15 protein-coding genes and 1 pseudogene are annotated in these 20,758 nt (G+C 60.3%); 8 read left to right on the forward strand and 8 right to left on the reverse strand.

Translation table 11 applies throughout. The features are described from left to right. Positions 1-71 precede the first annotated feature (71 nt). Positions 72-1,825, forward strand: a pseudogene (locus IFT47_RS11305) (cation:proton antiporter). Between the two features lie 60 nt (positions 1,826-1,885). On the opposite strand, the gene IFT47_RS11310 reads toward IFT47_RS11305, so the two are convergent. The 3 genes from IFT47_RS11310 to uvrD all read right to left on the reverse strand — a co-directional run bounded on the left by IFT47_RS11310 (position 1,886) and on the right by uvrD (position 5,666). Then, on the reverse strand, positions 1,886-2,293 hold the full coding sequence (locus IFT47_RS11310; protein WP_192174524.1) for an SMI1/KNR4 family protein: 408 nt from the start codon (positions 2,291-2,293) through the stop codon (positions 1,886-1,888). A 128-nt stretch (positions 2,294-2,421) separates the two neighbouring features. Further along, a complete protein-coding gene (locus IFT47_RS11315) occupies positions 2,422-3,276 on the reverse strand; it encodes a Tim44 domain-containing protein (protein ID WP_192174525.1) in 855 nt (284 codons plus the stop codon). 206 nt (positions 3,277-3,482) lie between these two features. Beyond that, positions 3,483-5,666 carry a DNA helicase II gene (gene uvrD / locus IFT47_RS11320; protein WP_192174526.1) on the reverse strand — a complete coding sequence of 728 codons (2,184 nt, stop codon included), beginning with the start codon at positions 5,664-5,666 and terminating at the stop codon, positions 3,483-3,485. Positions 5,667-5,837: 171 nt separating this feature from the next. Between uvrD and IFT47_RS11325 the strand changes: the two genes are divergently transcribed. From IFT47_RS11325 to IFT47_RS11335, 3 genes are all read left to right on the forward strand, one after another. Next, on the forward strand, positions 5,838-7,904 hold the full coding sequence (locus tag IFT47_RS11325; RefSeq protein ID WP_192174527.1) for a putative bifunctional diguanylate cyclase/phosphodiesterase: 2,067 nt from the start codon (positions 5,838-5,840) through the stop codon (positions 7,902-7,904). Between the two features lie 117 nt (positions 7,905-8,021). After that, complete coding sequence (gene hexR / locus IFT47_RS11330; protein WP_065988147.1) at positions 8,022-8,888, forward strand: transcriptional regulator HexR; 867 nt, start codon at positions 8,022-8,024, stop codon at positions 8,886-8,888. Between the two features lie 109 nt (positions 8,889-8,997). Continuing rightward, positions 8,998-9,225 (forward strand): PA3496 family putative envelope integrity protein, encoded by a 228-nt coding sequence (locus tag IFT47_RS11335; protein ID WP_192174528.1) that lies wholly within the window; start codon positions 8,998-9,000, stop codon positions 9,223-9,225. Here the strand turns inward: IFT47_RS11335 and IFT47_RS11340 are convergent. Further along, positions 9,179-10,129 carry a LysR family transcriptional regulator gene (locus IFT47_RS11340; RefSeq protein ID WP_192174529.1) on the reverse strand — a complete coding sequence of 317 codons (951 nt, stop codon included), beginning with the start codon at positions 10,127-10,129 and terminating at the stop codon, positions 9,179-9,181. The genes IFT47_RS11335 and IFT47_RS11340 overlap by 47 nt on opposite strands. A gap of 195 nt (positions 10,130-10,324) precedes the next feature. On the opposite strand from IFT47_RS11340, the gene IFT47_RS11345 reads away from it, so the two are divergent. Both IFT47_RS11345 and oadA read left to right on the forward strand, forming a co-directional pair. Further along, on the forward strand, positions 10,325-11,740 hold the full coding sequence (locus IFT47_RS11345) for an acetyl-CoA carboxylase biotin carboxylase subunit (protein ID WP_192174530.1): 1,416 nt from the start codon (positions 10,325-10,327) through the stop codon (positions 11,738-11,740). Between the two features lie 103 nt (positions 11,741-11,843). After that, complete coding sequence (oadA, locus tag IFT47_RS11350; RefSeq protein ID WP_192174531.1) at positions 11,844-13,652, forward strand: sodium-extruding oxaloacetate decarboxylase subunit alpha; 1,809 nt, start codon at positions 11,844-11,846, stop codon at positions 13,650-13,652. Between the two features lie 132 nt (positions 13,653-13,784). Here oadA and IFT47_RS11355 read toward each other — a convergent pair whose 3' ends face one another. Genes IFT47_RS11355 through IFT47_RS11365 form a run of 3 tightly spaced genes read right to left on the reverse strand, consistent with a single transcriptional unit; the run spans position 13,785 to position 15,553 of the window. Next, the gene (locus IFT47_RS11355) at positions 13,785-14,456 is read right to left on the reverse strand and encodes a GNAT family N-acetyltransferase (RefSeq protein ID WP_192174532.1); all 672 of its coding nucleotides are present in this window, start codon (positions 14,454-14,456) and stop codon (positions 13,785-13,787) included. Between the two features lie 16 nt (positions 14,457-14,472). After that, the gene (locus IFT47_RS11360) at positions 14,473-14,919 is read right to left on the reverse strand and encodes a GNAT family N-acetyltransferase (RefSeq protein ID WP_192174533.1); all 447 of its coding nucleotides are present in this window, start codon (positions 14,917-14,919) and stop codon (positions 14,473-14,475) included. Next, positions 14,912-15,553: an FMN-binding negative transcriptional regulator gene (locus IFT47_RS11365; protein ID WP_192174534.1), complete on the reverse strand. Its 642-nt coding sequence runs from the start codon at positions 15,551-15,553 to the stop codon at positions 14,912-14,914. The genes IFT47_RS11360 and IFT47_RS11365 overlap by 8 nt, the downstream gene beginning before the upstream one ends. Positions 15,554-15,642: 89 nt before the next feature. Between IFT47_RS11365 and pdxR the strand changes: the two genes are divergently transcribed. Further along, a complete protein-coding gene (gene pdxR, locus IFT47_RS11370) occupies positions 15,643-17,190 on the forward strand; it encodes a MocR-like pyridoxine biosynthesis transcription factor PdxR (protein WP_192174535.1) in 1,548 nt (515 codons plus the stop codon). A 90-nt stretch (positions 17,191-17,280) separates the two neighbouring features. After that, positions 17,281-18,492 (forward strand): YeeE/YedE family protein, encoded by a 1,212-nt coding sequence (locus tag IFT47_RS11375; protein WP_192174536.1) that lies wholly within the window; start codon positions 17,281-17,283, stop codon positions 18,490-18,492. Between the two features lie 64 nt (positions 18,493-18,556). Here the strand turns inward: IFT47_RS11375 and tkt are convergent, their stop codons facing one another. Beyond that, complete coding sequence (gene tkt, locus IFT47_RS11380) at positions 18,557-20,668, reverse strand: transketolase (RefSeq protein WP_192174537.1); 2,112 nt, start codon at positions 20,666-20,668, stop codon at positions 18,557-18,559. Between the last annotated feature and the right edge of the window lie 90 nt (positions 20,669-20,758).

Raw genomic sequence — 20,758 nt, forward strand, 5'->3', positions numbered from 1 at the left:
TTTCGTACAGCAGTCGTCTCTCTTTCAGACGGATACGCGTATTTCATCGATTGCCAGCAGGAGCAGCGCCCATGCATGCCATCAGTTTCATTCAGGACCTGGCAGTGATCATGCTCGTGGCTGGCGTTGTAACGGTGGTGTTTCATCGGCTCAAGCAACCGGTGGTGCTGGGCTACATCGTGGCCGGCTTCATCATCGGTCCGCACACCCCGCCGTTTGGCCTCATTCACGACGAGGACACCATCAAGACCCTAGCCGAACTCGGCGTGATCTTTCTGATGTTCTGCCTCGGCCTGGAATTCAGCCTGCGCAAACTGTTCAAGGTCGGTGCGACGGCGTTCATCGCCGCGTTTCTCGAAATCATGCTGATGACCTGGATCGGTTACGAAATCGGCCAGTTCTTCGCCTGGAACACCATGGACTCGCTGTTCCTCGGTGCCATTCTGGCGATCTCGTCCACCACCATCATCGTCAAGGCGCTCAATGACCTGAAGATGAAAAACCAGCGCTTCGCCCAGCTGATCTTCGGCGTGCTCATCGTTGAAGACATCCTCGGCATTGGCATCATCGCGCTGTTATCGGGGATCGCCGTGAGCGGCACGGTCAGTTCCGGGGAGGTGTTTTCAACGGTCGGCAAGCTGTCGCTGTTCATGATCGTGGCGTTGGTCATCGGCATTCTCGTCGTGCCGCGATTGCTGGCCTACGTGGCGAAGTTCGAGAGCAACGAAATGCTGCTGATCACCGTGCTGGGCTTGTGCTTCGGGTTTTGCCTGCTGGTGGTGAAGCTTGAGTACAGCATGGTGCTGGGGGCGTTTCTCATCGGCGCAATCATGGCGAATCCAGGCAACTGGCGAAGATCGAGCACCTGGTCGAGCCCATCCGTGACATGTTCAGCGCGATCTTCTTCGTCGCGATCGGCTTGATGATCGATCCGAAGATTCTGCTCGATTACGCCTGGCCCATCGCGGTGATCACCGTCGCTGCGGTGCTGGGCAAGATGATTTCCTGCGGGCTTGGCGCTTTTATCGCTGGCAACGACGGTAAGACCTCGCTGCGGGTGGGGATGGGGCTGTCACAGATTGGCGAATTCTCCTTCATCATCGCAGCGCTGGGGATGACGCTGCAGGTCACCAGCGATTTTCTCTACCCGGTCGCCGTGGCGGTCTCCGCGATCACGACGCTCTTGACCCCTTATCTCATCCGCGCAGCAGACCCTCTGTCCCACACGCTGGGCGCCATTGTTCCTGCACGCATGGCGCGTGTGTTTGGAATGTACGGGGAGTGGCTGCGCAGCATTCAGCCCCAGGGGCAGGGCGCAGTGCTGGCAGCGATGATCCGGAAGATTCTGCTGCAAGTCGGAATCAATCTGGCATTGGTCATCGCCATCTTCTTTACAGGAGCATTCTTTGCGGAGCGGATTGGCGTGTATTTCAGCGACTGGGTCAGCGATCTCGGGCAGCAAAAAGCCTGGATCTGGGGTGCGTCGTTGCTGCTTTCACTGCCGTTTCTGATCGCGGCTTATCGCAAGTTAAAGGCGCTGTCGATGCTGCTGGCAGAGATGAGCGTGAAGCCGGAGATGGCGGGCAGGCACACAGCGCGCGTCCGTCGGGTGATTGCCGAAGTGATCCCGCTGCTGTCTTTGCTGGTGATTTTTCTGCTCATCGCATTGCTGTCATCCAGCATGCTGCCAACGCGCGAATGGCTAATGCTCATTGTCGTTGTGGCGGCTGTGGTGGCTGCCGTCCTGTGGCGCTGGTTCATCCGGGTGCATACGCGCATGCAGATCGCGTTGCTCGAAACCTTGGGCAATCATCCTGAGCCCTGAGTTGTAAATCAGCGTTGAGGTGCTTGCCTCAACGCTGATTCAGGGGAGCGGTTGTGCTTCTCAGCTTTCCAGCCAGACGTCCCGCGCCCAGTGCCAGACGGATTCCCAGCTTTCTTCGGTGACGAGTTCTTCTTCGCCAGACCACAGCACCACAGTGCCGTCTTCTTCAACGCAGTAGTAATCCTCGCCGTCCTGGCAGATCGGGATCAGCTCGCGGGGTACGCCGATATCCCAGGCGGTCGCTGCCACTTCCGGCAAATACGTATGGGAGACCGGGTCAGTGACGGTGACAGGCTCAAGACTGCCGTAGACCACGTCGCTGACGGTCAGCAAGAACTCCTTGAAGACGAAGGGGATATTGATGAACAGCTGCTCTTCAACCTCGACCAACTGATCTTCATCAGGCAGCTCAAGCGGGACAGGGACCGGTTCATTGGCTTCACGGAGTTGTTCGATGACTTCTTCCACGACGTGGATCCTCTAACGATTTGCGCGGGTTATACAGTAGCTCAAAGGCATCGCCAAATTAACTTGGCTTCTATAAAAAGCAGAACCCCGGAACAAGTCCGGGGTTCAGTTGCAGCAGCTCAGCGGTATTAGCCGTTCTGGCGGATACCTGCCACCAGCCAAGGCTGGTTGTCGCCCTGAGCGCGTTCCATGTTCCAGCTCTCGCTGAACACTTCGCCCTGATCGAAGCGCGACGTTTTCGACACACCGCTAAACGTCAGCGTGGCGATGGTCTTGTCGGCGCGATCATCCAGACCGTCAAGTTGCACGGTGAGGTTGTCGATGAAGGTGGACTGGAAACCGTCGCCCAGATCGGCACGTTCTTTTTTCAGGAACTGCAGCATTTGCGGGGTCACGAACTCGGAGATCTTGTCCATCTCGTTCGCGTCCCAATGCTGTTGCAGCGACTGGAAGTGGCTGCGGGCCGCTTCAATAAAGCGTTCTTCGTTGAACCAGGCTGGCGCGTTGATCACCGGACGGGCTGCCGCTGCTGGAGCGGAACCGCCGAAGATCGAATTCTGTGCCGGTTGTGGTTGCTCGAAGGTTTCACGCTGATAAGGAGCACCAGCGGGAGCCATCTGTGGCTGCTGTTTGCGTCGACGCGCCGCGATGAAGCGGAAGATCACGAAGGCGATGATCGCCATGATCAGGATGTCGAAGAACTGCATGCCTTCGAAGCCACCGCCCATGAACATGGAGGCCAGAAGACCACCGGCGGCGAGACCGGCCAATGGGCCCAGCCATTTGGAAGCACCGCCCGCAGCAGGCGCAGGACGGCCGGCGGCGTTAGGTGCAGCGGCAGGAGCGGAAGGAGCTGTTTGACGCGCCTGGTGACTTGGCGCCGAGCCCATGCTCTTGCCACCACCGAAACGCGCAGCATTGACGTCGAGGCTCATGGTGAGCCCGATCATCAGTGCCAAAGCGATGCTAAGAAAACGTTGCATAAGGGAATTCCCGTTTGTGGATTGCACGCGCGCCATGTTGCACAGGACAAATGGGGATGACCAGCGGCCATATGTTTCCGGCTTTTGCGTGAATATTCACCTGCCTGTCCTATTTGGGTTGTAGGCAGGTGAAGAAAGTTCTGTAGGAAAGATGGGGGGTGGATGTGGGAATGCAAGGGGTGCATCAACGCATCCTCAGTTACCGCTCACACCGGCTCGAGCTTCGCGTACCCCAGCATCAGCCACTTGCTGCCTTCCGAAAAATTCACCTGCACCCGCGCCTGAGCGCCTGAACCCTCGAAGTTGAGGATCACGCCTTCGCCAAACACCGCGTGCTGCACGTGCTGACCCAGGGAGAACTGGCTCTGCGGAATGGCTTCGCCGTCGAACAGACGACTCGGTGCCATGGTTTTGGAGCCGCCGAACGGACGGGTCACGCTGTTAGACAGCCGCACTTCCTGAATCAGATTAGGCGGGACCTCCCGTACGAAGCGCGAGACCTTGTTGTAGGTTTCGCTTCCGTACAGGCGTCGGGTTTCTGCGTAGGTCATCACCAGATGCTGCATGGCGCGGGTGATGCCCACGTATGCCAGACGGCGCTCTTCTTCCAGACGGCCCGGCTCTTCCAGGCTCATCTTGTGCGGAAACAGGCCTTCTTCCATGCCCACCAGGAACACGTACGGGAACTCCAAACCCTTGGCGCTGTGCAGCGTCATGAGCTGAATGCTGTCTTCGTGCTCATCCGCCTGGGTGTCGCCGGCCTCCAGGGAGGCATGGCCGAGGAATGCAGCCAGGGGCGTCAGGTCTTCCTCCTCGTCGCTGTTCTCGAAGGCGCGCGCGGCGCTGACCAGTTCCTCAAGGTTTTCCACTCGGGCCTGGCCTTTCTCGCCTTTCTCTTCCTTGTGGTACGTGATCAGGCCGGACTGCTCGATGACCGTTTGGGTCATCAGGTGCAGCGGCATGTCCGCGGCCTTGGCGGCAAGGTTTTCGATCAGTTCGATGAACGCGCCTAACGCGCTAGCCGCACGACCGGCCAAGCCTTTGTTGACGACCAGCAGGCGCATGGCCTCCCACATCGACACGTCGGCATGGCGCGCATGCTCGCGAATCGCTTCGACGGTTTTCTCGCCAATGCCGCGCGGCGGGACGTTGATGACCCGCTCCAGCGCCGAATCGTTACCGCGCCCGTCCAGCAGGCGCATATACGCCATGGCGTTCTTGATTTCGGCGCGCTCGAAGAATCGCTGGCCGCCGTAGATACGGTACGGGATGCGCTCGCGCAGCAAGGCCTCTTCGAGGACCCGCGATTGGGCGTTTGAACGGTACAGAATGGCGATGTCGCTGCGCGCTAGTCCGGTCTTGATCGCGCTCTCAATGGTCTCGACCACGTAGCGCGCTTCGTCGTGTTCGTTGAACGCGGCATACAGATTGATCAGCTCGCCATCGCCGACGTCCGTCCACAGTTCTTTGCCCAGACGCCCGGTGTTGTTGACGATCAAGCCGTTGGCGGCCTTGAGGATGCTCGCGGTGGAGCGGTAGTTCTGCTCCAGGCGAATGGTCTCGGTGTCAGGGAAATCTTCGGAATACTGATGAATATTCTCGATCTTCGCGCCGCGCCAGCCGTAAATGGACTGATCGTCGTCGCCGACCACCATCAGGCTGTCGCCACCCTGGGCGAGCAGACGCAACCAGGCGTACTGAACGGCGTTGGTGTCCTGGAATTCGTCTACCAGCACGTGACGGAAACGACGCTGATAGTGCGCAAGCAGGCTCGGGTTGTCGCGCCACAGGTCCAGCGCGCGAAGCAGCAACTCGGAGAAGTCGATGACGCCGGCGCGCTGACACGCCGCCTCGTATGCCTCGTAGACCGACTTCATGGTCGTCAGAAACAGATCGCCCGAGGCCTGGATGTGCTTGGGGCGCAGCCCTTCGTCCTTCTGGCCATTGATGAACCACTGCGCCTGCCGTGCCGGCCACCGCTGCTCATCCAGATTCAGCTCGCGCATGACGCGCTTGACCAGTCGCTGCTGGTCATCGCTGTCGAGGATCTGGAAGCTCTGATTAAGACCCGCTTCCTGCCAGTGCGCCCGCAGCAGGCGGTGCGCCAGGCCGTGGAAAGTGCCCACCCACATGCCGGCCGGGTTGATACCCATCAGCTGCTCGATGCGATGGCGCATCTCGGCGGCGGCCTTGTTGGTGAACGTCACCGACAGGATCGAGTGCGGCGAGGCGTTCTCGACCTGGATCAACCAGGCGATACGGTGCACCAGCACACGGGTTTTGCCGGAACCAGCGCCGGCCAGGACCAACTGACGACCCACGGAGGCAGCTACGGCCTGGCGTTGGGCATCGTTGAGGGAGTTAAGCAGAAGGGAGAGGTCATCGCGCATCGGGGCATTCTAGGGTGCCGTGAGGGCATGGGCAAACCCTAACGCTGGCCGGTCGTGATGTTGCCGGTCCCATTTTTGCCGTCTGTAGATTTTAATTGATGACTGTTTGGTCTCGACGATCCCTTGTGTATCCTCCGCGAACGTTCAAGGCCCCCAATTATAAGAAACGCCATGACCTTCAGTTCCGAAGCCCCGGCAGACTCCGTGGCGACACGTCGTGTCATCTGCAAGCAGTTCGCGACCCAGCTTGCCGCCGAGCGCACCCGCCTTCTTTATCAGGGATCGCTGCTGCCGACCCTGTTCATGTTCATCAATGGTTTGCTCTGCGCGTGGCTGCTCTGGAGTCCCGAGCGTTACGTGCTGGTGGGCGTCTGGCTGGGCTGGCTGTCAGCGCTGGTGTGTCTGCGCGTGCTGCAAGTCGCAGCGTTCAGGTCAGCATCACTCGATCGTCGATCGCAGCCGATCTGGAACCGCATGTTTCTGGCCGGCGCCTGCGTCAGTGGGTTCACCCTTTCCAGCGCCGCGCTGGTGTTGATGCCGGCGCAAAGCCTGGCCCAGCAGGCGTGGGTATTCGGCCTGATCGGCGCTGCGACGCTGTCTGCCAGTGTGGCCTACGCGGTAAGCATTCCGGCGTTTCTCACGTTCACGCTGCCGTGTCTGCTGCCGCCCATTCTCTATCTGTTCTGGACCGGCGACCCCCAATGCCATGGTTGGGGCTGGCTCGGACTGATTCTCCTGCTGGCGCTTATCGTGGTGGCTGCGCAGGTCAACCGTTTGATCGAGCGGGGTCTTATCCGGCGATTTCAGAACGTGGCGCTCATCGAGCACCTTCAACAGGCCCAGGCCGAAAGCGACGAGCTCAACCGCGAACTGACCCGCCAGTACGAAGAACGTACGCGTTATCTGACCCATTACGATGAGCTGACCGGCCTCGCCAATCGCGCGCTGTTCAATGAGCGGCTGCGTGACGCCAATCAGCGTGCGCGTCATGGCGGGCGCACGCTGGCTTTGCTGCACATCAACCTTGATCGCTTCAAATTGCTCAATGACAGCCTGGGTCACGATACCGCTGACCAGTTGCTTCGCCTTGTCGCGCGCAGGCTCAACGCCCATGTGACCGATGCCGACACCGTCGCGCGTTTGTCGGCGGACGAGTTTGCCGTGCTGTTCGACAGCCACGGCAACCTGACCACACTGGCGCGGATCACGACGCGCCTGCTGGCAAAACTGCGCTCGCCGATATCAGTTTGCGGCCATGAGTTGGTGGTCAGCGCCTCCATCGGCATCGCGTTGCTGCCGGGTTCTGCACGGGACATCGCCGCGTTGGTCAGCCAGGCAAATATGGCCATGCAACACGCCAAACACCTGGGCGGCGACAATTTTCAGTTCTTTACCGAAAGCCTTGAGGCGGGCACGCCGGGTCGTTTGCAGCTGGAAATCCAGCTGCGTCGCGCGATTGCAGAAGGGCAGCTGGAGGTTTTCTATCAGCCGAAGCTGGAGCTGGAAAGTGGTCGCCTGAATTCGGCGGAAGCGCTGGTGCGCTGGCGTCATCCCGAGCGCGGTCTGATTTCGCCCGGCGAGTTTATCGGGTTGGCAGAGGAGACCGGCCTGATCGCCAACATCGGCGAGTTCGTACTGCGCAAAGCCTGTCATCAGGCCTGCGAATGGCAGCGGGAGGGGCTCGCTCCTATCAGGGTGTCAGTCAATCTCTCTGTGCATCAGATGCGTCAGGGCAAGCTGGTCAGCCTCGTTCGGCAAGTGCTCGAAGAGACCGGGCTCAAGCCCGAATACCTGGAGCTTGAGCTCACAGAGAGTCAACTGCTGGAAAGCGTCGAGCACATCATCACCACGTTTCAGCAACTGCGCGCACTCGGCGTAAAACTGGCCATCGACGACTTCGGCACCGGCTACTCATCGTTGAGCTACCTGAAACGTTTTCCGGTGCACTGCGTGAAGATCGACCAGGCCTTTATTCGTGGTCTGAATGAATGCGCAGAAGACGCTGCGATTACCCGAGCGATCATCGCGATGGCCCACAGTCTTGACCTCAAGGTGGTGGCCGAAGGCGTGGAAGATTGCGAACAGTTGGAGTTTCTCAGGTCTCACGGTTGCGACGAGGTGCAAGGCTATTTGATCAGTCGGCCAGTGGAGGCCAGCGTTATGGGCGGCATCCTGCGCAGTCGGCTGACCGAAGCCTGGAGTCCTGTGCGAAAAGCCCTACACTACAAAGCGACCTGAGCTTCAACAACGATCGGTTGACCACGGCGAGATCGTTTAACTGTGCGGTTTGCAGGTCATGTAGTATAACTACAAGAAAGCTACAGCCCGGCCCATCCTTCACTTGAGTCCTGTCCTTTGAATCTGTTGCAGCACATCGCCCAGTCACGCCATCTCTTGCGCAAGTCGGAGCTGAAAGTAGCCGATCACGTGCTGCTCGATCCGGCGGCCGTGATGCACAGCTCCATGGCCGATCTCGCCCATGCGGTCGGTATCAGCGAGCCGACCATCGTGCGTTTCTGTCGCGCCATTGGCTGCACCGGCTTTCAGGACCTGAAACTCAAACTGGCGCAAAGCCTTGCCGCTGGCGCGAGTTTCGGCCAGTTCGCCATCCACGAAGACGATTCCGTCGCCGATTACAGCCTGAAGATTTTCGACACCACGCTGCACACGCTGATAGAAGTGCGCGAAAAGCTCGACCCCCATGCCTTGCAGGCAGCGGTGACGGTCATGGCGGCGGCGCATCGTGTCGAGTTCTACGGTTTTGGCGCATCGGGTGCGGTGGCGGCTGACGCCCAGCACAAATTCTTCCGACTATTGCTGACGGCAGCGTCCTACTCCGATCCGCACATGCAGGCGATGTCGGCTGTGACGCTCAAGCCTACGGACGTCGCGGTGTGTATTTCCCAGTCCGGTCGCTCAAAGGACCTGCTGATCACCGCCAATCTGGTGCGCGAAAGCGGCGCCAACCTGATCACCCTGTGCCCGAGTCAGACGCCACTGGCCGAGCTGTCCACGGTCAATCTCGCGATCGACGTGCACGAAGACACCGAAATCTATACGCCGCTGACCTCGCGTATTGCGCATCTGGTGGTCATTGATGTCCTGGCGATGGGCGTTGCGATGGCGCGCGGTCCGAGCCTGGTCAATCACCTGAAGAGCGTGAAGCGCAGCTTGCGCAGCCTGCGGTTGTCGCCGAAGTCGATCAAATCGTCTGAAGATTGATCTGAACTCGCGTAGCGCCGAAACCTTCACCAACCTGTAACGCTTCCGACGTCTGATCGTCACCGCATCCCGCCACTCTGTACTCCCGCACACGAATGGGAGACAGGATATGCCTCGGCACTACGATGACTCGCAGCAGCACAGCACCTCCACAAAGACTCGCCGTCAGCAGGAAGACCAGCGCCGTATGGCGTTCCGGCGTGCGATCGAAAGCCATTCAGAAGAACGCCGCCTGAATCAGGAGCTGTCGAGCTACCTGGATGGCGCCACCGCTCACTTCTGGCAGAGCGCTAGCGCTTCGGAAGGTGGCCATCAAAGCGCGCGACCAGCTCGCTGATCTGCGTACGCTCCGTCCGAATGAATGACAGGAACGCGTGAGCCACCGGCGACAGACGTTTGTCCCGTGCCTGTACGACGCACCAGCTTCGGTACAGCGGCAATTCGGCCACTGGCAGCTCAATCAGCGTGCCAGTGGCAAGTTCCAGGCTCAGCGCATGGCGGGTCAGCAGTGCAACGCCAAGCCCCGCCACTACGCATTCGCGCTGCGCCTCGGCCGAGGACACCTCCAGCGTGTGCTCGAAATGAATGCGCTTCTCCTTGAAATACTCCTCGCAGGCCTTGCGCGTCCCTGAACCCTGTTCGCGAACCACCAGCGTTGCTGCCTCCAGATCCTTCAGCGCCGGATTGCGCAATAGCGTCAACGGATGGTCCGGCTGCGCTACGGCAACGATCGGGTTATTCAGGAAGGGCAAAAACTCCAGGCCCATGTCCTGTGGAACCATCGACATGACGACCAGATCATCACGGTTATCCGACAGCCGCCGAATCACCTGCGCCCGATTGACGACCGTGAGGTTGAGCATGACTTCCGGGTATTTGCGCTTGAAAGCTGCAAACAGGTGGGGAACGAAATACTTTGCGCTGGATTCAATCGCCAGTTTGAGCTGCCCCTGCAGGGAGCCCTGCATGTCGGAGAGCTGCATGTCGAGGTTCTCCAGCCGACCGAAGATGTCGCGACTGGCAAGCTGCAGCGCTTCGGCGGCTTCCGTCAGGTAGAGCTTCTTACCCACGTATTCGAACAGCGGCTGGCCGACCAACTCTTCCAACTGGCGCATCTGCAGGCTCACCGCCGGCTGGGTCAGCGACATTTCCTCAGCTGCGCGACTGTAAGAGCGCAAATCACAGACCTCATTAAAGATCCGCAATTGACGCAATGTCATCCGCATCAATGACTTACGCATTTTTCCAGCCCTAGCCGTTTAGTTGATATCGGGAACTATAAGGTTTTGCTTATGGTTCACCCAATATTTACTCATTTTTGTTAATTGCTGATTCGTCATAGGGTGGCTTCACCTGCGAGCAACATGCAGTAACGGAATGTCGCGCGGTATTGGCCAGCCATCTGGTCCGTCTGCTAATCGGTCGAGGAAATACCAGTGATAAAAAAAATCCTGATCGCCAACCGTGGGGAAATCGCTGTTCGGATCGTGCGCGCTTGCGCCGAAATGGGCATCCGCTCGGTGGCGATTTATTCCGACGCGGACCGGCACGCGCTCCACGTCAAGCGTGCCGACGAAGCCTATGGCATCGGCTCGGAGCCCCTTGAAGGCTATTTGAACCCGCGCAAGCTGGTGAACCTTGCCGTTGAAACCGGCTGCGACGCGTTGCACCCCGGCTATGGTTTTCTCTCGGAAAACGCAGAGCTGGCAGATATCTGCGCCGAACGGGGTATCAAGTTCATCGGCCCGTCCGCTGAAGTGATCCGCCGCATGGGCGACAAGACCGAAGCTCGCCGCAGCATGATCAAGGCCGGCGTGCCGGTGACGCCCGGCACGGAAGGCAACGTGGCCGACATCGCCGAAGCACTGGTTGAAGGCGATCGCATCGGTTACCCCGTCATGCTCAAAGCCACCTCGGGCGGCGGCGGGCGCGGCATTCGTCGCTGCAACAGCCGGGAAGAGCTGGAGCAGGCGTTTCCTCGAGTCATTTCCGAGGCCACCACGGCATTCGGCAAGGCTGAGGTCTTTCTCGAAAAGTGCATCGTCAATCCCAAGCACATCGAAGCGCAGATCCTTGGCGACAGCTTCGGCAACGTCGTGCACCTGTTCGAGCGTGATTGCTCGATCCAGCGCCGCAACCAGAAGCTCATCGAAATCGCCCCAAGCCCGCAACTGACGCCGGAGCAGCGCGCCTACATCGGCGACTTGTCCGTGCGCGCCGCCAAGGCCGTGGGCTACGAGAACGCCGGCACCGTGGAGTTCCTGCTCGCCGAGGGCGAGGTGTACTTCATGGAGATGAATACCCGCGTACAGGTCGAGCACACGATCACCGAGGAAATCACCGGGATCGACATCGTCCGCGAGCAGATCCGCATCGCCTCGGGACTGCCGCTGTCGGTGAAGCAGGAAGACATCATCCATCGTGGTTTCGCGTTGCAGTTCCGCATCAACGCGGAAGACCCGAAGAACAACTTCCTGCCGAGCTTCGGCAAGATCACCCGTTACTACGCGCCCGGCGGCCCCGGCGTGCGCACCGATACGGCGATTTACACCGGCTACACCATTCCGCCGTATTACGACTCCATGTGCCTGAAGCTGATCGTCTGGGCGCTGACCTGGGAGGAGGCAATGGACCGCGGCCTGCGTGCGCTGGATGACATGCGTCTGCAAGGGGTGAAGACCACGGCCGCGTATTACCAGGAAATCCTGCGTAACCCGGAATTCCGCAGCGGCCAGTTCAATACCAGCTTCGTGGAGAGCCATCCCGAGCTCACCAATTACTCGATCAAGCGCAAACCTGAAGAGCTGGCCCTGGCCATCGCCGCCGCCATCGCTGCCCACGCGGGGCTTTGAACAAAGCAGCTACAAGCTGTAAGCGGCAAGCTTCAAGCAAGAGCGCGTTCGGCTTTTACTTGCAGCTTGTAGCTTGAGGCTTGTGGCTCAAAAGGAGATTCAAATGTCTAAAAAGATCTTCGTCACCGACACCATTTTGCGCGACGCCCACCAGTCTCTTTTGGCGACCCGCATGCGCACCGAGGACATGCTGCCGATCTGCGGCAAGCTCGACAAAGTCGGCTACTGGTCGCTGGAAGTGTGGGGCGGCGCGACCTTCGACGCCTGTGTGCGCTTTCTGAAGGAAGACCCGTGGGAGCGTTTGCGCCAGTTGCGCGCGGCGCTGCCCAACACGCGTCTGCAAATGCTGCTTCGCGGTCAGAACCTGCTGGGGTATCGGCACTACAGCGATGACGTGGTCAAGGCATTCGTCGCCAAGGCGGCGGACAACGGTATCGACGTGTTCCGCATCTTCGATGCCATGAACGACGTGCGCAATCTGCGCGTGGCGGTGGAAGCGGTGAAGGCTTCCGGCAAACATGCCCAGGGCACGATCGCGTACACCACCAGCCCGGTGCACACCATCGGCGCGTTTGTGGCGCAGGCCAAAGAGATGGAAGCGATGGGTTGTGATTCCGTCGCGATCAAGGACATGGCCGGTCTGCTGACTCCCTATGCCACGGGCGAGTTGGTCAAGGCGCTGAAGGCCGAGCAATCGCTGCCGGTGTTCATTCACTCCCACGACACGGCCGGCCTGGCCGCGATGTGCCAGTTGAAGGCCATCGAAAACGGTGCTGACCACATCGACACCGCGATCTCCAGTTTCGCCTGGGGTACCAGCCATCCGGGTACTGAGTCGATGGTCGCGGCCCTTAAAGGCAGCGAATTCGACACCGGCCTGGACCTGGAACTGCTGCAGGAAATCGGCCTGTATTTCTATGCGGTGCGTAAGAAGTATCACCAGTTCGAAAGCGAATTCACGGCGGTCGATACCCGCGTGCAGGTCAATCAAGTGCCGGGCGGCATGATCTCCAACCTCGCCAACCAGCTCAAAGAGCAGGGCGCGTTGAACCGCATGGGCGAAGTGCTGGCCGAGATTCCGCGAGTGCGCAAAGACTTGGGCTACCCGCCGCTGGTGACGCCGACTTCACAGATCGTCGGCACCCAGGCGTTCTTCAACGTATTGGCCGGCGAGCGTTACAAAACCATCACCAACGAAGTGAAGCTTTACCTGACTGGCGGCTACGGCAAGGCGCCGGGGCAGGTGGACGAGACGCTGCGCCGTCAGGCCATCGGCAATGAAGAGCTGATCGACGTGCGCCCGGCCGACCTGCTCAAGCCGGAAATGACCAAGCTGCGCGGCGAGATCGGCGCGTTGGCCACCAGCGAAGAAGACGTGCTGACCTACGCCATGTTCCCGGACATCGGGCGTAAGTTTCTCGAAGAACGTGCGGCGGGCACGCTGGCGCCAGAGCCGTTGCTGCCGATTCCAGAGCCGGGCGCAGTGGCGAAGGCGGGAGGCGAGGGCGTCCCGACCGAATTCGTCATCGACGTTCACGGCGAAAGCTACCGCGTTGACATCACCGGCGTGGGCGTCAAGGCCGAGGGCAAGCGTCACTTCTATCTGTCCATCGACGGCATGCCGGAAGAAGTGGTGTTCGAGCCGCTCAACGAGTTTGTCGGCAGCGGTATTGGCAAGCGTGCGCAGGCCAGTAAGCCAGGCCATGTCAGCACTTCGATGCCGGGCAATATCGTCGACGTGCTGGTGAAAGAGGGCGATAGCGTTCGCGCCGGTCAGGCGGTACTGATTACCGAAGCGATGAAGATGGAGACCGAAGTTCAGGCGGCAGTCGCTGGCAAGGTCGTGGCCATCCATGTCGCGAAAGGCGATCGGGTTAACCCGGGCGAGATTCTGGTCGAGATCGAGGGCTGATAACCCACTGCATAGATAACAGCCCGCCGCGCACAGATGCGGCAGGCTGAACAGTTACCTCTGGGGGAGCTCTCGTGGCTCCTCTTTTTTTTGGCTTCAGCCAAGCGTCTCCGGCTGTGGGACTCGACGCTCTCAGCGGTGGCGCAGTTGCTCCAGCGTCCTGATTTGCTCACCGTCCTGGAAGTTATCCACAGCCAGCCATGCTTCGAACGCTTGTTGTATTGCAGGCCATTCGCTGTCGATGATCGAGTACCAGGCCGTATCCCGATTCTGACCCTTGAACACGGAATGCTGGCGGAAAGTGCCCTCGAAGCTGAATCCGAAGCGCTCCGCCGCACGCTTGGAACGGGCGTTGTTGGCGTTGCATTTCCATTCCAGACGACGGTTGCCCAGCGCAAAGGATTCCCTCGCCAGCAGGTAAACCGCTTCCGTTGCCTTGGGGGTGCGTTGCATTGAGGCGCCGAAGGTCACATGGCCAATTTCGATGCGGCCCGCGCTCGGGAAAATCGACATCAAGCCCAGAAAACCGTCGATGGCGCCGGTCTGTTGATCGATGACGGTGTAGAACCAAGGATCGGTCGAGACTTCCAGTCCTGCGAGATAGTCATCGAATGCGCCGCGCTCTGGAAACGGGCCCACGAACAGGTAATCCCATAATTTGCGGTCTGCGGCCGGGCCTTCCAGTGCATCCCACAGCCCATCGCCATGGCGGGCGGCGTTCAATTTTTCCAGACGAATAAAGCGTCCTTGCAGTGTGCGGGTATCCGGCAGCTTGGCCGGTTGCCAGTTTTCAAGATCCGACATGTCGAGAGTCCCTGTCTTACAACGGTTTGCGAAATTGAATATAGCCCGGGCGCTCAGCGATGCGCTCGTAGAGCTGAATGGCGGTTGCGTTGGTCTCGTGGGTGAGCCAGTGGACTTTGTCGGCGCCGTCCCGTTTGGCGGTCGCGTATACGTATTCGATCAATTGGCGGCCAACGCCCGTGCCGCGCTGTTCCGGCACCACCAGCAAGTCCTGCAAGTAGCAGGCATTGCTGACGCTCCAGTTGGAGCGGTGATAAATGAAATGCACCATGCCCACCGCCTTGCCGTCCTGCCAGGCGAGAGCAGCGTTGGTGGGCTCGCTGCTGTCCACAAACCGCTGCCAGGTGCTCTGTGAAACCGCATCGGCCAGCGTGGTTTTGTAGAAGGTCAGATAGGCGTGCCACAACGGCAGCCAGGCGTCGTGATCTTCGGCGGTGACGGGGCGGATGTGGAGGTCAGACACGCGGTGCTCCCTGGCTCATCAACTGAGCGATTTTCTGATCGGATGGGTCCTGGCTGAGTGCCAGGCCTTTGCTCACGCCGGCGATGTCTGCGGCGCTGCGGTTCTGGTTGAGCTTGCGCTTGCCTTCCAGCCGCTCGATGGGGATCGCGAAGCCGACGATGCCGTTGAGCATTTTTTCGATGTAATCGGCGGGTGCGTCGCTGACAGCCCAAGGCTCGGCGCGGCTGGCTTCGTGCTTGTCGGTCAGGCCGGTGACAATCCGCAACAGCCGCTCGGGATCAGTGAACACATCGGCACGGCCGTAGGCGTGCACCGCCAGGTAATTCCAGGTGGGCACCACTTTGCCGTGCTCGGCCTTGGCTGCGTAGAAGGACGGGCTGATGTAGGCGTCCGCCCCCTGGAAAATCAGCAGCGCTTCGGCGCCCGTCTGGAGGGCTTTCCATTGCGGATTGGCCTTGGCCAGATGCCCGTACAGAGTGCCTTGCGGACTCTGAGTCGGTTCGAGCAACAAGGGAATATGACTCGCCTGCAAACCGGTCTCGTCAAACGTGACCAGAGTAGCCAGGCGTGTGGCTTCTATCTGCCCGTGCAGGCTAGCGAGGTTTTCATCGTTGAAATAGCTGGGCGTGTACATGAGATTTTCCTTGGCGGCTGAGTCAATCCTAGGCAGCCTATTGGTTCGTTGTAAGAGCCATTAATGGTCTATCTCATAGGGCCAATCCCATGCACGCACCCACGCCCGCGCTGACGTTCGATTTTGCCGGCATTGAGCTGAACCGCCGCCATGGTCTTAGCCGCCAGCTCTATCAGACACTGCGCGAGCGCATCCTCGACGGTCGCTTGTCCGGTGGCACGCGCTTGCCGGCGAGCCGGGATCTGGCGTTGTCCCTCGCCATCTCCCGCAACAGCGTGGTGCGCGCTTATGACCAGCTTTACGCCGAAGGCTTTACCGAAAGCCGCGTCGGGGACGGCACTTACGTCGCACTGTTGAGAGAGAAACCGCCGGCTGCAAAAAAACTATCCACACACCTGTCCACAGGGTTATCACCAAGCTTATCAACAGGTTTATCCACAAAACCCCTGATAATGGCGGCCGAATCGTCCAACAATGTTATCCACAGCACAGCAATGCATACGCTGGATCAGCATCATTTGCGGCCTCCCAAAAGCGGCCTGCCCAGGGCGTTTCGCACGGGTGTTCCGGCATTTGATCTGTTCCCTTTCGACACGTGGGGCAAGCTCCACGCGGCTTTCTGGCGTAAGCCGGGCCTGCAGCATCTGGGCTACGGCGACCCGGCCGGCGAATGGCGGCTGCGGGAGCTGATCGCGGCTTATCTGAGGACTTCTCGCGACCTGCGCTGCGCACCTGAGCAAATTGTGATCACCAATGGTGCGCAGCAGGCGATTACCCTTTGTGCACAGCTGCTGCTGGAGCAGGGCGACGTGGTGGCGATCGAAAATCCGGGGTACCGCGCGGCCGGTCATGCCTTCGGGGTAGCTGGCGCCAGGTTGCAGGGCATGGCGGTTGACGACGAGGGCATGCGCAGTCCGGCTCTGGGTGACTCTGGCTGCAAGTTGGCGTATGTGACGCCCTCTCACCAATACCCGCTGGGCGTGACGATGAGTCTGGCTCGGCGGCTTGAACTGCTCGCGTGGGCCGAGCGCAATCAAAGCTGGATCGTCGAAGACGACTACGACGGCGAATACCGCTACAGCGGCGCCCCGCTGGCGCCGTTGGCAGCGCTGGATCGCAGCGGTCGCGTGCTGTACGTCGGGACATTCGGCAAGGTCGCATTTCCGGCGCTGCGCCTGGGTTATCTGGTGTTGCCGCGCAACCTGGTTGAGCCGTTCAGCCGGCGCCGGGCCGTGGACATGCGTCATTCCGAGGTGGGCACGCAGATGGTCATGGCCGAGTTCATCGCAGCGGGTCACTTTCAGCGGCACATCCGCCGCATGCGCCGGGCTGCCTTGAGCCGACGCGACGCATTGCTGGCCGGCTGGCCCCAGGAGCTTGCGGGTTGCAGCCCGATGATCAAGCCCGTTGCAGGGCTGCATGTGACCGTCGCAGTGGATACGTTAGAGCGTGAAACGGAACTGGTCGCCAAGGCAGAAAATGTCGGCGTCGAGGTCGCGCCGTTGAGTGAGTATTGGCTGCCGGGGTCAGAGACGCCGGTGGATGATCGGGCCGGTCTGGTCCTGGGGTTTGCAGCGGTGCCTGAGGCCGATATCGCCTCGGCGCTGGCGCGATTGCGAAGTGCATGGCGGGTTTGATCTTGGTGAACCCGATGGCGGCCTGGCGCGTCATCCAGCAGGCACCGGCGTATACTCGCGCCCATCGCAATCCTTCTTCGAGATACGCCCATGAGTCTTCCTCTCTCCGCGGCGCCGCAGCGCAAGCTCGGCGCGCCGCTGATCGCTTTCCTTTTGCTGGTGGTCGGCGCTCTGTTTTTGCAATCCGCCGTTGGCGTCAGGCAAGTGCTGTTGCTGATCGTCGGCGCGGCGCTGGGCCTCACGCTCTATCACGCCGCCTTCGGCTTCACCTCGGCCTGGCGGGTATTCATCAACGAGCGGCGCGGCGCCGGCTTGCGCGCGCAGATGGTGATGCTGGCCGTCGCGGTGGTGCTGTTCTTCCCCGCGCTGGGTGCCGGTACGCTGTTCGGCACGCCGGTCACCGGCCTTGTGGCCCCGGCGGGCGTGTCGGTTGTCTTCGGCGCCTTCATCTTTGGCATCGGCATGCAAATGGGCGGCGGCTGTGCGTCGGGCACGTTGTTCACCGTCGGCGGCGGCAATGCGCGGATGCTCGTGACCTTGCTGTTCTTCATCATTGGCTCGCTGATCGCCACGCATCACGTCGATTGGTGGTTCTCGTTGCCGTCTTTCCCCGCCACTTCCATCGTTAAAACCTTCGGCGTGATCCCTGCGTTGCTGATGAGCCTGGCGCTGTTTGCGATCATTGCCCTTGTCACCGTCAAGCTGGAAAAGCGTCGGCACGGACAGCTGGAAGCGGCCGTCACCAGTGAGCATGTTGGCGTGCGCCGTTTCTTTCGCGGGCCGTGGCCGCTGGTGTGGGGCGCGGTTGGCTTGGCGCTGCTCAACTACGCCACGCTGGCATTGGCGGGTCGCCCTTGGGGCATCACCTCGGCCTTCGCGCTGTGGGGTGCGAAAGTCGCCGGTGGTCTGGGGGTGGACGTGGGCAGTTGGCCGTTCTGGCAGATGCCAGCGAATGCCAAGGCGCTGGCCGCGCCGGTGTGGGAGGACATCACTACCGTCATGGACATCGGCATCATGTTGGGTGCGGCAGTGGCGGCAGGCCTTGCTGGACGATTCGCTCCGAGTCTGAAAATCCCGACGCGCTCGTTGATCGCTGCAGTGATTGGCGGGCTGTTGCTGGGTTACGGTTCGCGCCTGGCGTACGGCTGCAACATTGGCGCGTACTTCAGCGGGATCGCCTCAGGCAGCCTGCACGGCTGGCTCTGGCTGGTCGCTGCCTTTGCGGGCAACGCAGTGGGCGTGCGGATTCGGCCGGTATTCTTTGAGGGCGAGCGTCGGCCTGCTGTTTTGACAGGGTGCTGATCGAGTGATTTGAAGGAGGGAGGACGCTTGCCCGCGAGGTGCGGGCAAGCGCTCTTACACAGGATTAACCGGCGATCTGCTCCTTCGCCAGCTTAGCGATGTTTTCCGCCGTGAATCCATACTTGGCCTGCAGCTTCTCGATCGGGGCCGACGCACCGAAGGTGTTCATCACAACCTTCGCTCCGGTCTGGCCGACATACCGATCCCAGCCCACCGGCCCCGCCTGTTCCACCACCACCCTGGCTTTCACGTCCGGCGGCAGCACGCCGTCGCGATAGGCCTTGTCCTGATCCTCGAACAATTCCCAGCTCGGCATCGACACCACTCGCGCCGCAACCCCTTCGGCTTTGAGCGTCTCGAACGCTTCGACGGTCATACCGACCTCGCTGCCAGTGGCGATCAAGATCACGTCCACTTTGCCTTCTACCGCATCGGCCAGCACGTACGCGCCTTTAGTCAGGCCCTCGGCGGCGGCGTATTTCGAGCGATCAAGGGTCGGCAACGGCTGACGCGAGAGCACCAGGCAGGACGGTCTGCTGGTTTGCGCCAGCGCTATTTTCCAGGCTTCGGCCGTTTCGTTGGCATCGCCCGGACGAATCGTCAGCACACCGGGTGTTGCCCGCAGCTGAGTCAGTTGCTCGATGGGCTGGTGTGTCGGGCCGTCTTCGCCGACGCCGATGGAGTCATGGGTAAAGACGAAAATAACCGGCAATTCCATGATCGACGCCAGACGAATCGGCGGCTTCATGTAATCGCTGAACACCAGAAACGTCGAGGTGTACGGGCGGATATAGGACAGAGCCAGGCCGTTCGCGATAGAACCCATGGCATGTTCGCGGATACCGAAGTGCAGGTTTCGACCGCTGTAATTGCCCGCTTCAAAGCTACCGGCTCCGTCGAACGTCAGATTGGTTTTGGTCGACGGCGAAAGGTCTGCGGAGCCACCGATCAGCCAAGGAATCTGCTCGGCGAAGGCGTTCAGCACTTTGCCACCGGACGCGCGGGAGGCAATGCCTTTGGCGTCGGCTTCAAAATTCATCTGCTTGTCTTGCCAGCCTTCGGGCATCTCACCGGCACGCATGCGCTTGAGCTGATCGGCGAGGTCGGGCTGGTCCTTTTCAAACTGGTTGAAGGTCTCAAGCCAGGCGTCGTAATCGCTCCCGCTGCGGTCGAGCAGTGCATCACGCAGGCAATGGCGGGCATCTTCCGGCACTAGGAAGCTGCTGTTTTCGTCCCAGCCGTAGGCTTTTTTGGTCAGTTTGATTTCGTCATCGCCCAGCGGTTCGCCGTGGGCGGCAGACGTATTGTGTTTGTTGGGCGAGCCAAAGCCGATGACGCTGTCGACCACGATCAGGGTTGGTGCATCGCTGGTTTGCTGAAAGGTCTGCAGCGCTTTTGCCAGCGCACTGGCGTCATTGGCGTCTTTGACGTGCAGGGTTTTCCAGCCGTACCCCTCGAAACGCTTCTGCACATCGTCGCTGTAAGCCAGCTCGGTATGACCTTCGATGCTGATGGTGTTGTTGTCGTAAATCCAGCACAGATTCGACAGCTTCAAATGACCGGCAAGTGAGGCCGCTTCTGCGGTTACGCCCTCCATCATGTCGCCGTCGCCGCACAGCACGTAAACGCTGTAATCGAACAGCGTCGCGCCCGGCGTGTTGAAGTGTTCGCCCAGCCAGCGCTCGCCCATCGCCATGCCGACGCTGTTGGCGCAACCCTGACCCAGCGGGCCAGTGGTGGTTTCCACGCCGGTGGTCATGCGGTATTCGGGGTGGCCCGGGGTTTTGGAGTCCATCTGGCGAAACTGCTTGATGTCCTCAAGGCTCACCGCAGGTTTGCCCGATGGCTTGCCGTGCTCGTCGATCTCGATCACACCGGCCAGGTGCAGCAGTGAATAAAGCAGCATTGAAGCGTGACCGACCGATAGCACGAAGCGGTCGCGGTTTGGCCAGTCAGGGTGTTCCGGGTGGTAGCGCAGGAAATCTTTCCACAGCGTGTAGCCCACAGGGGCAAGCGCCATCGGCGTGCCGGGGTGCCCGGAATTGGCTTTTTGCACTGCATCCATGGCTAGGGTGCGAATGGTGTTGATGGTCAGTTGGTCGCGGTCGGTGTGCGGCGTAAACGTGCGCACTGCGCCTGATCGTTCGGTGGAGTGAGAGTTGGCAGACGAGCTCATTAACGTTCTCCTCGTGACGGGTAGCGGAAGCATCCAGATAGGTGTTGAGCCCTCGGAGGCTGTGATCGTTCCATGAACAATCTGTCAGTC

The sequence above is a fragment of the Pseudomonas sp. CFBP 13711 genome (genome assembly GCF_014842265.1).
GTDB lineage: Bacteria > Pseudomonadota > Gammaproteobacteria > Pseudomonadales > Pseudomonadaceae > Aquipseudomonas.

Coding starts and splice junctions, on each gene's coding strand:
- IFT47_RS11315 (WP_192174525.1), bottom strand. CDS start 3,276: ATGCAACGTTTTCTTAGCATCGCTTTGGCACTGATGATCGGGCTCACC.
- uvrD (WP_192174526.1), bottom strand. CDS start 5,666: ATGCGCGATGACCTCTCCCTTCTGCTTAACTCCCTCAACGATGCCCAA.
- IFT47_RS11325 (WP_192174527.1), top strand. CDS start 5,838: ATGACCTTCAGTTCCGAAGCCCCGGCAGACTCCGTGGCGACACGTCGT.
- IFT47_RS11335 (WP_192174528.1), top strand. CDS start 8,998: ATGCCTCGGCACTACGATGACTCGCAGCAGCACAGCACCTCCACAAAG.
- IFT47_RS11340 (WP_192174529.1), bottom strand. CDS start 10,129: ATGCGTAAGTCATTGATGCGGATGACATTGCGTCAATTGCGGATCTTT.
- oadA (WP_192174531.1), top strand. CDS start 11,844: ATGTCTAAAAAGATCTTCGTCACCGACACCATTTTGCGCGACGCCCAC.
- IFT47_RS11355 (WP_192174532.1), bottom strand. CDS start 14,456: ATGTCGGATCTTGAAAACTGGCAACCGGCCAAGCTGCCGGATACCCGC.
- IFT47_RS11365 (WP_192174534.1), bottom strand. CDS start 15,553: ATGTACACGCCCAGCTATTTCAACGATGAAAACCTCGCTAGCCTGCAC.
- pdxR (WP_192174535.1), top strand. CDS start 15,643: ATGCACGCACCCACGCCCGCGCTGACGTTCGATTTTGCCGGCATTGAG.
- IFT47_RS11375 (WP_192174536.1), top strand. CDS start 17,281: ATGAGTCTTCCTCTCTCCGCGGCGCCGCAGCGCAAGCTCGGCGCGCCG.
- tkt (WP_192174537.1), bottom strand. CDS start 20,668: ATGAGCTCGTCTGCCAACTCTCACTCCACCGAACGATCAGGCGCAGTG.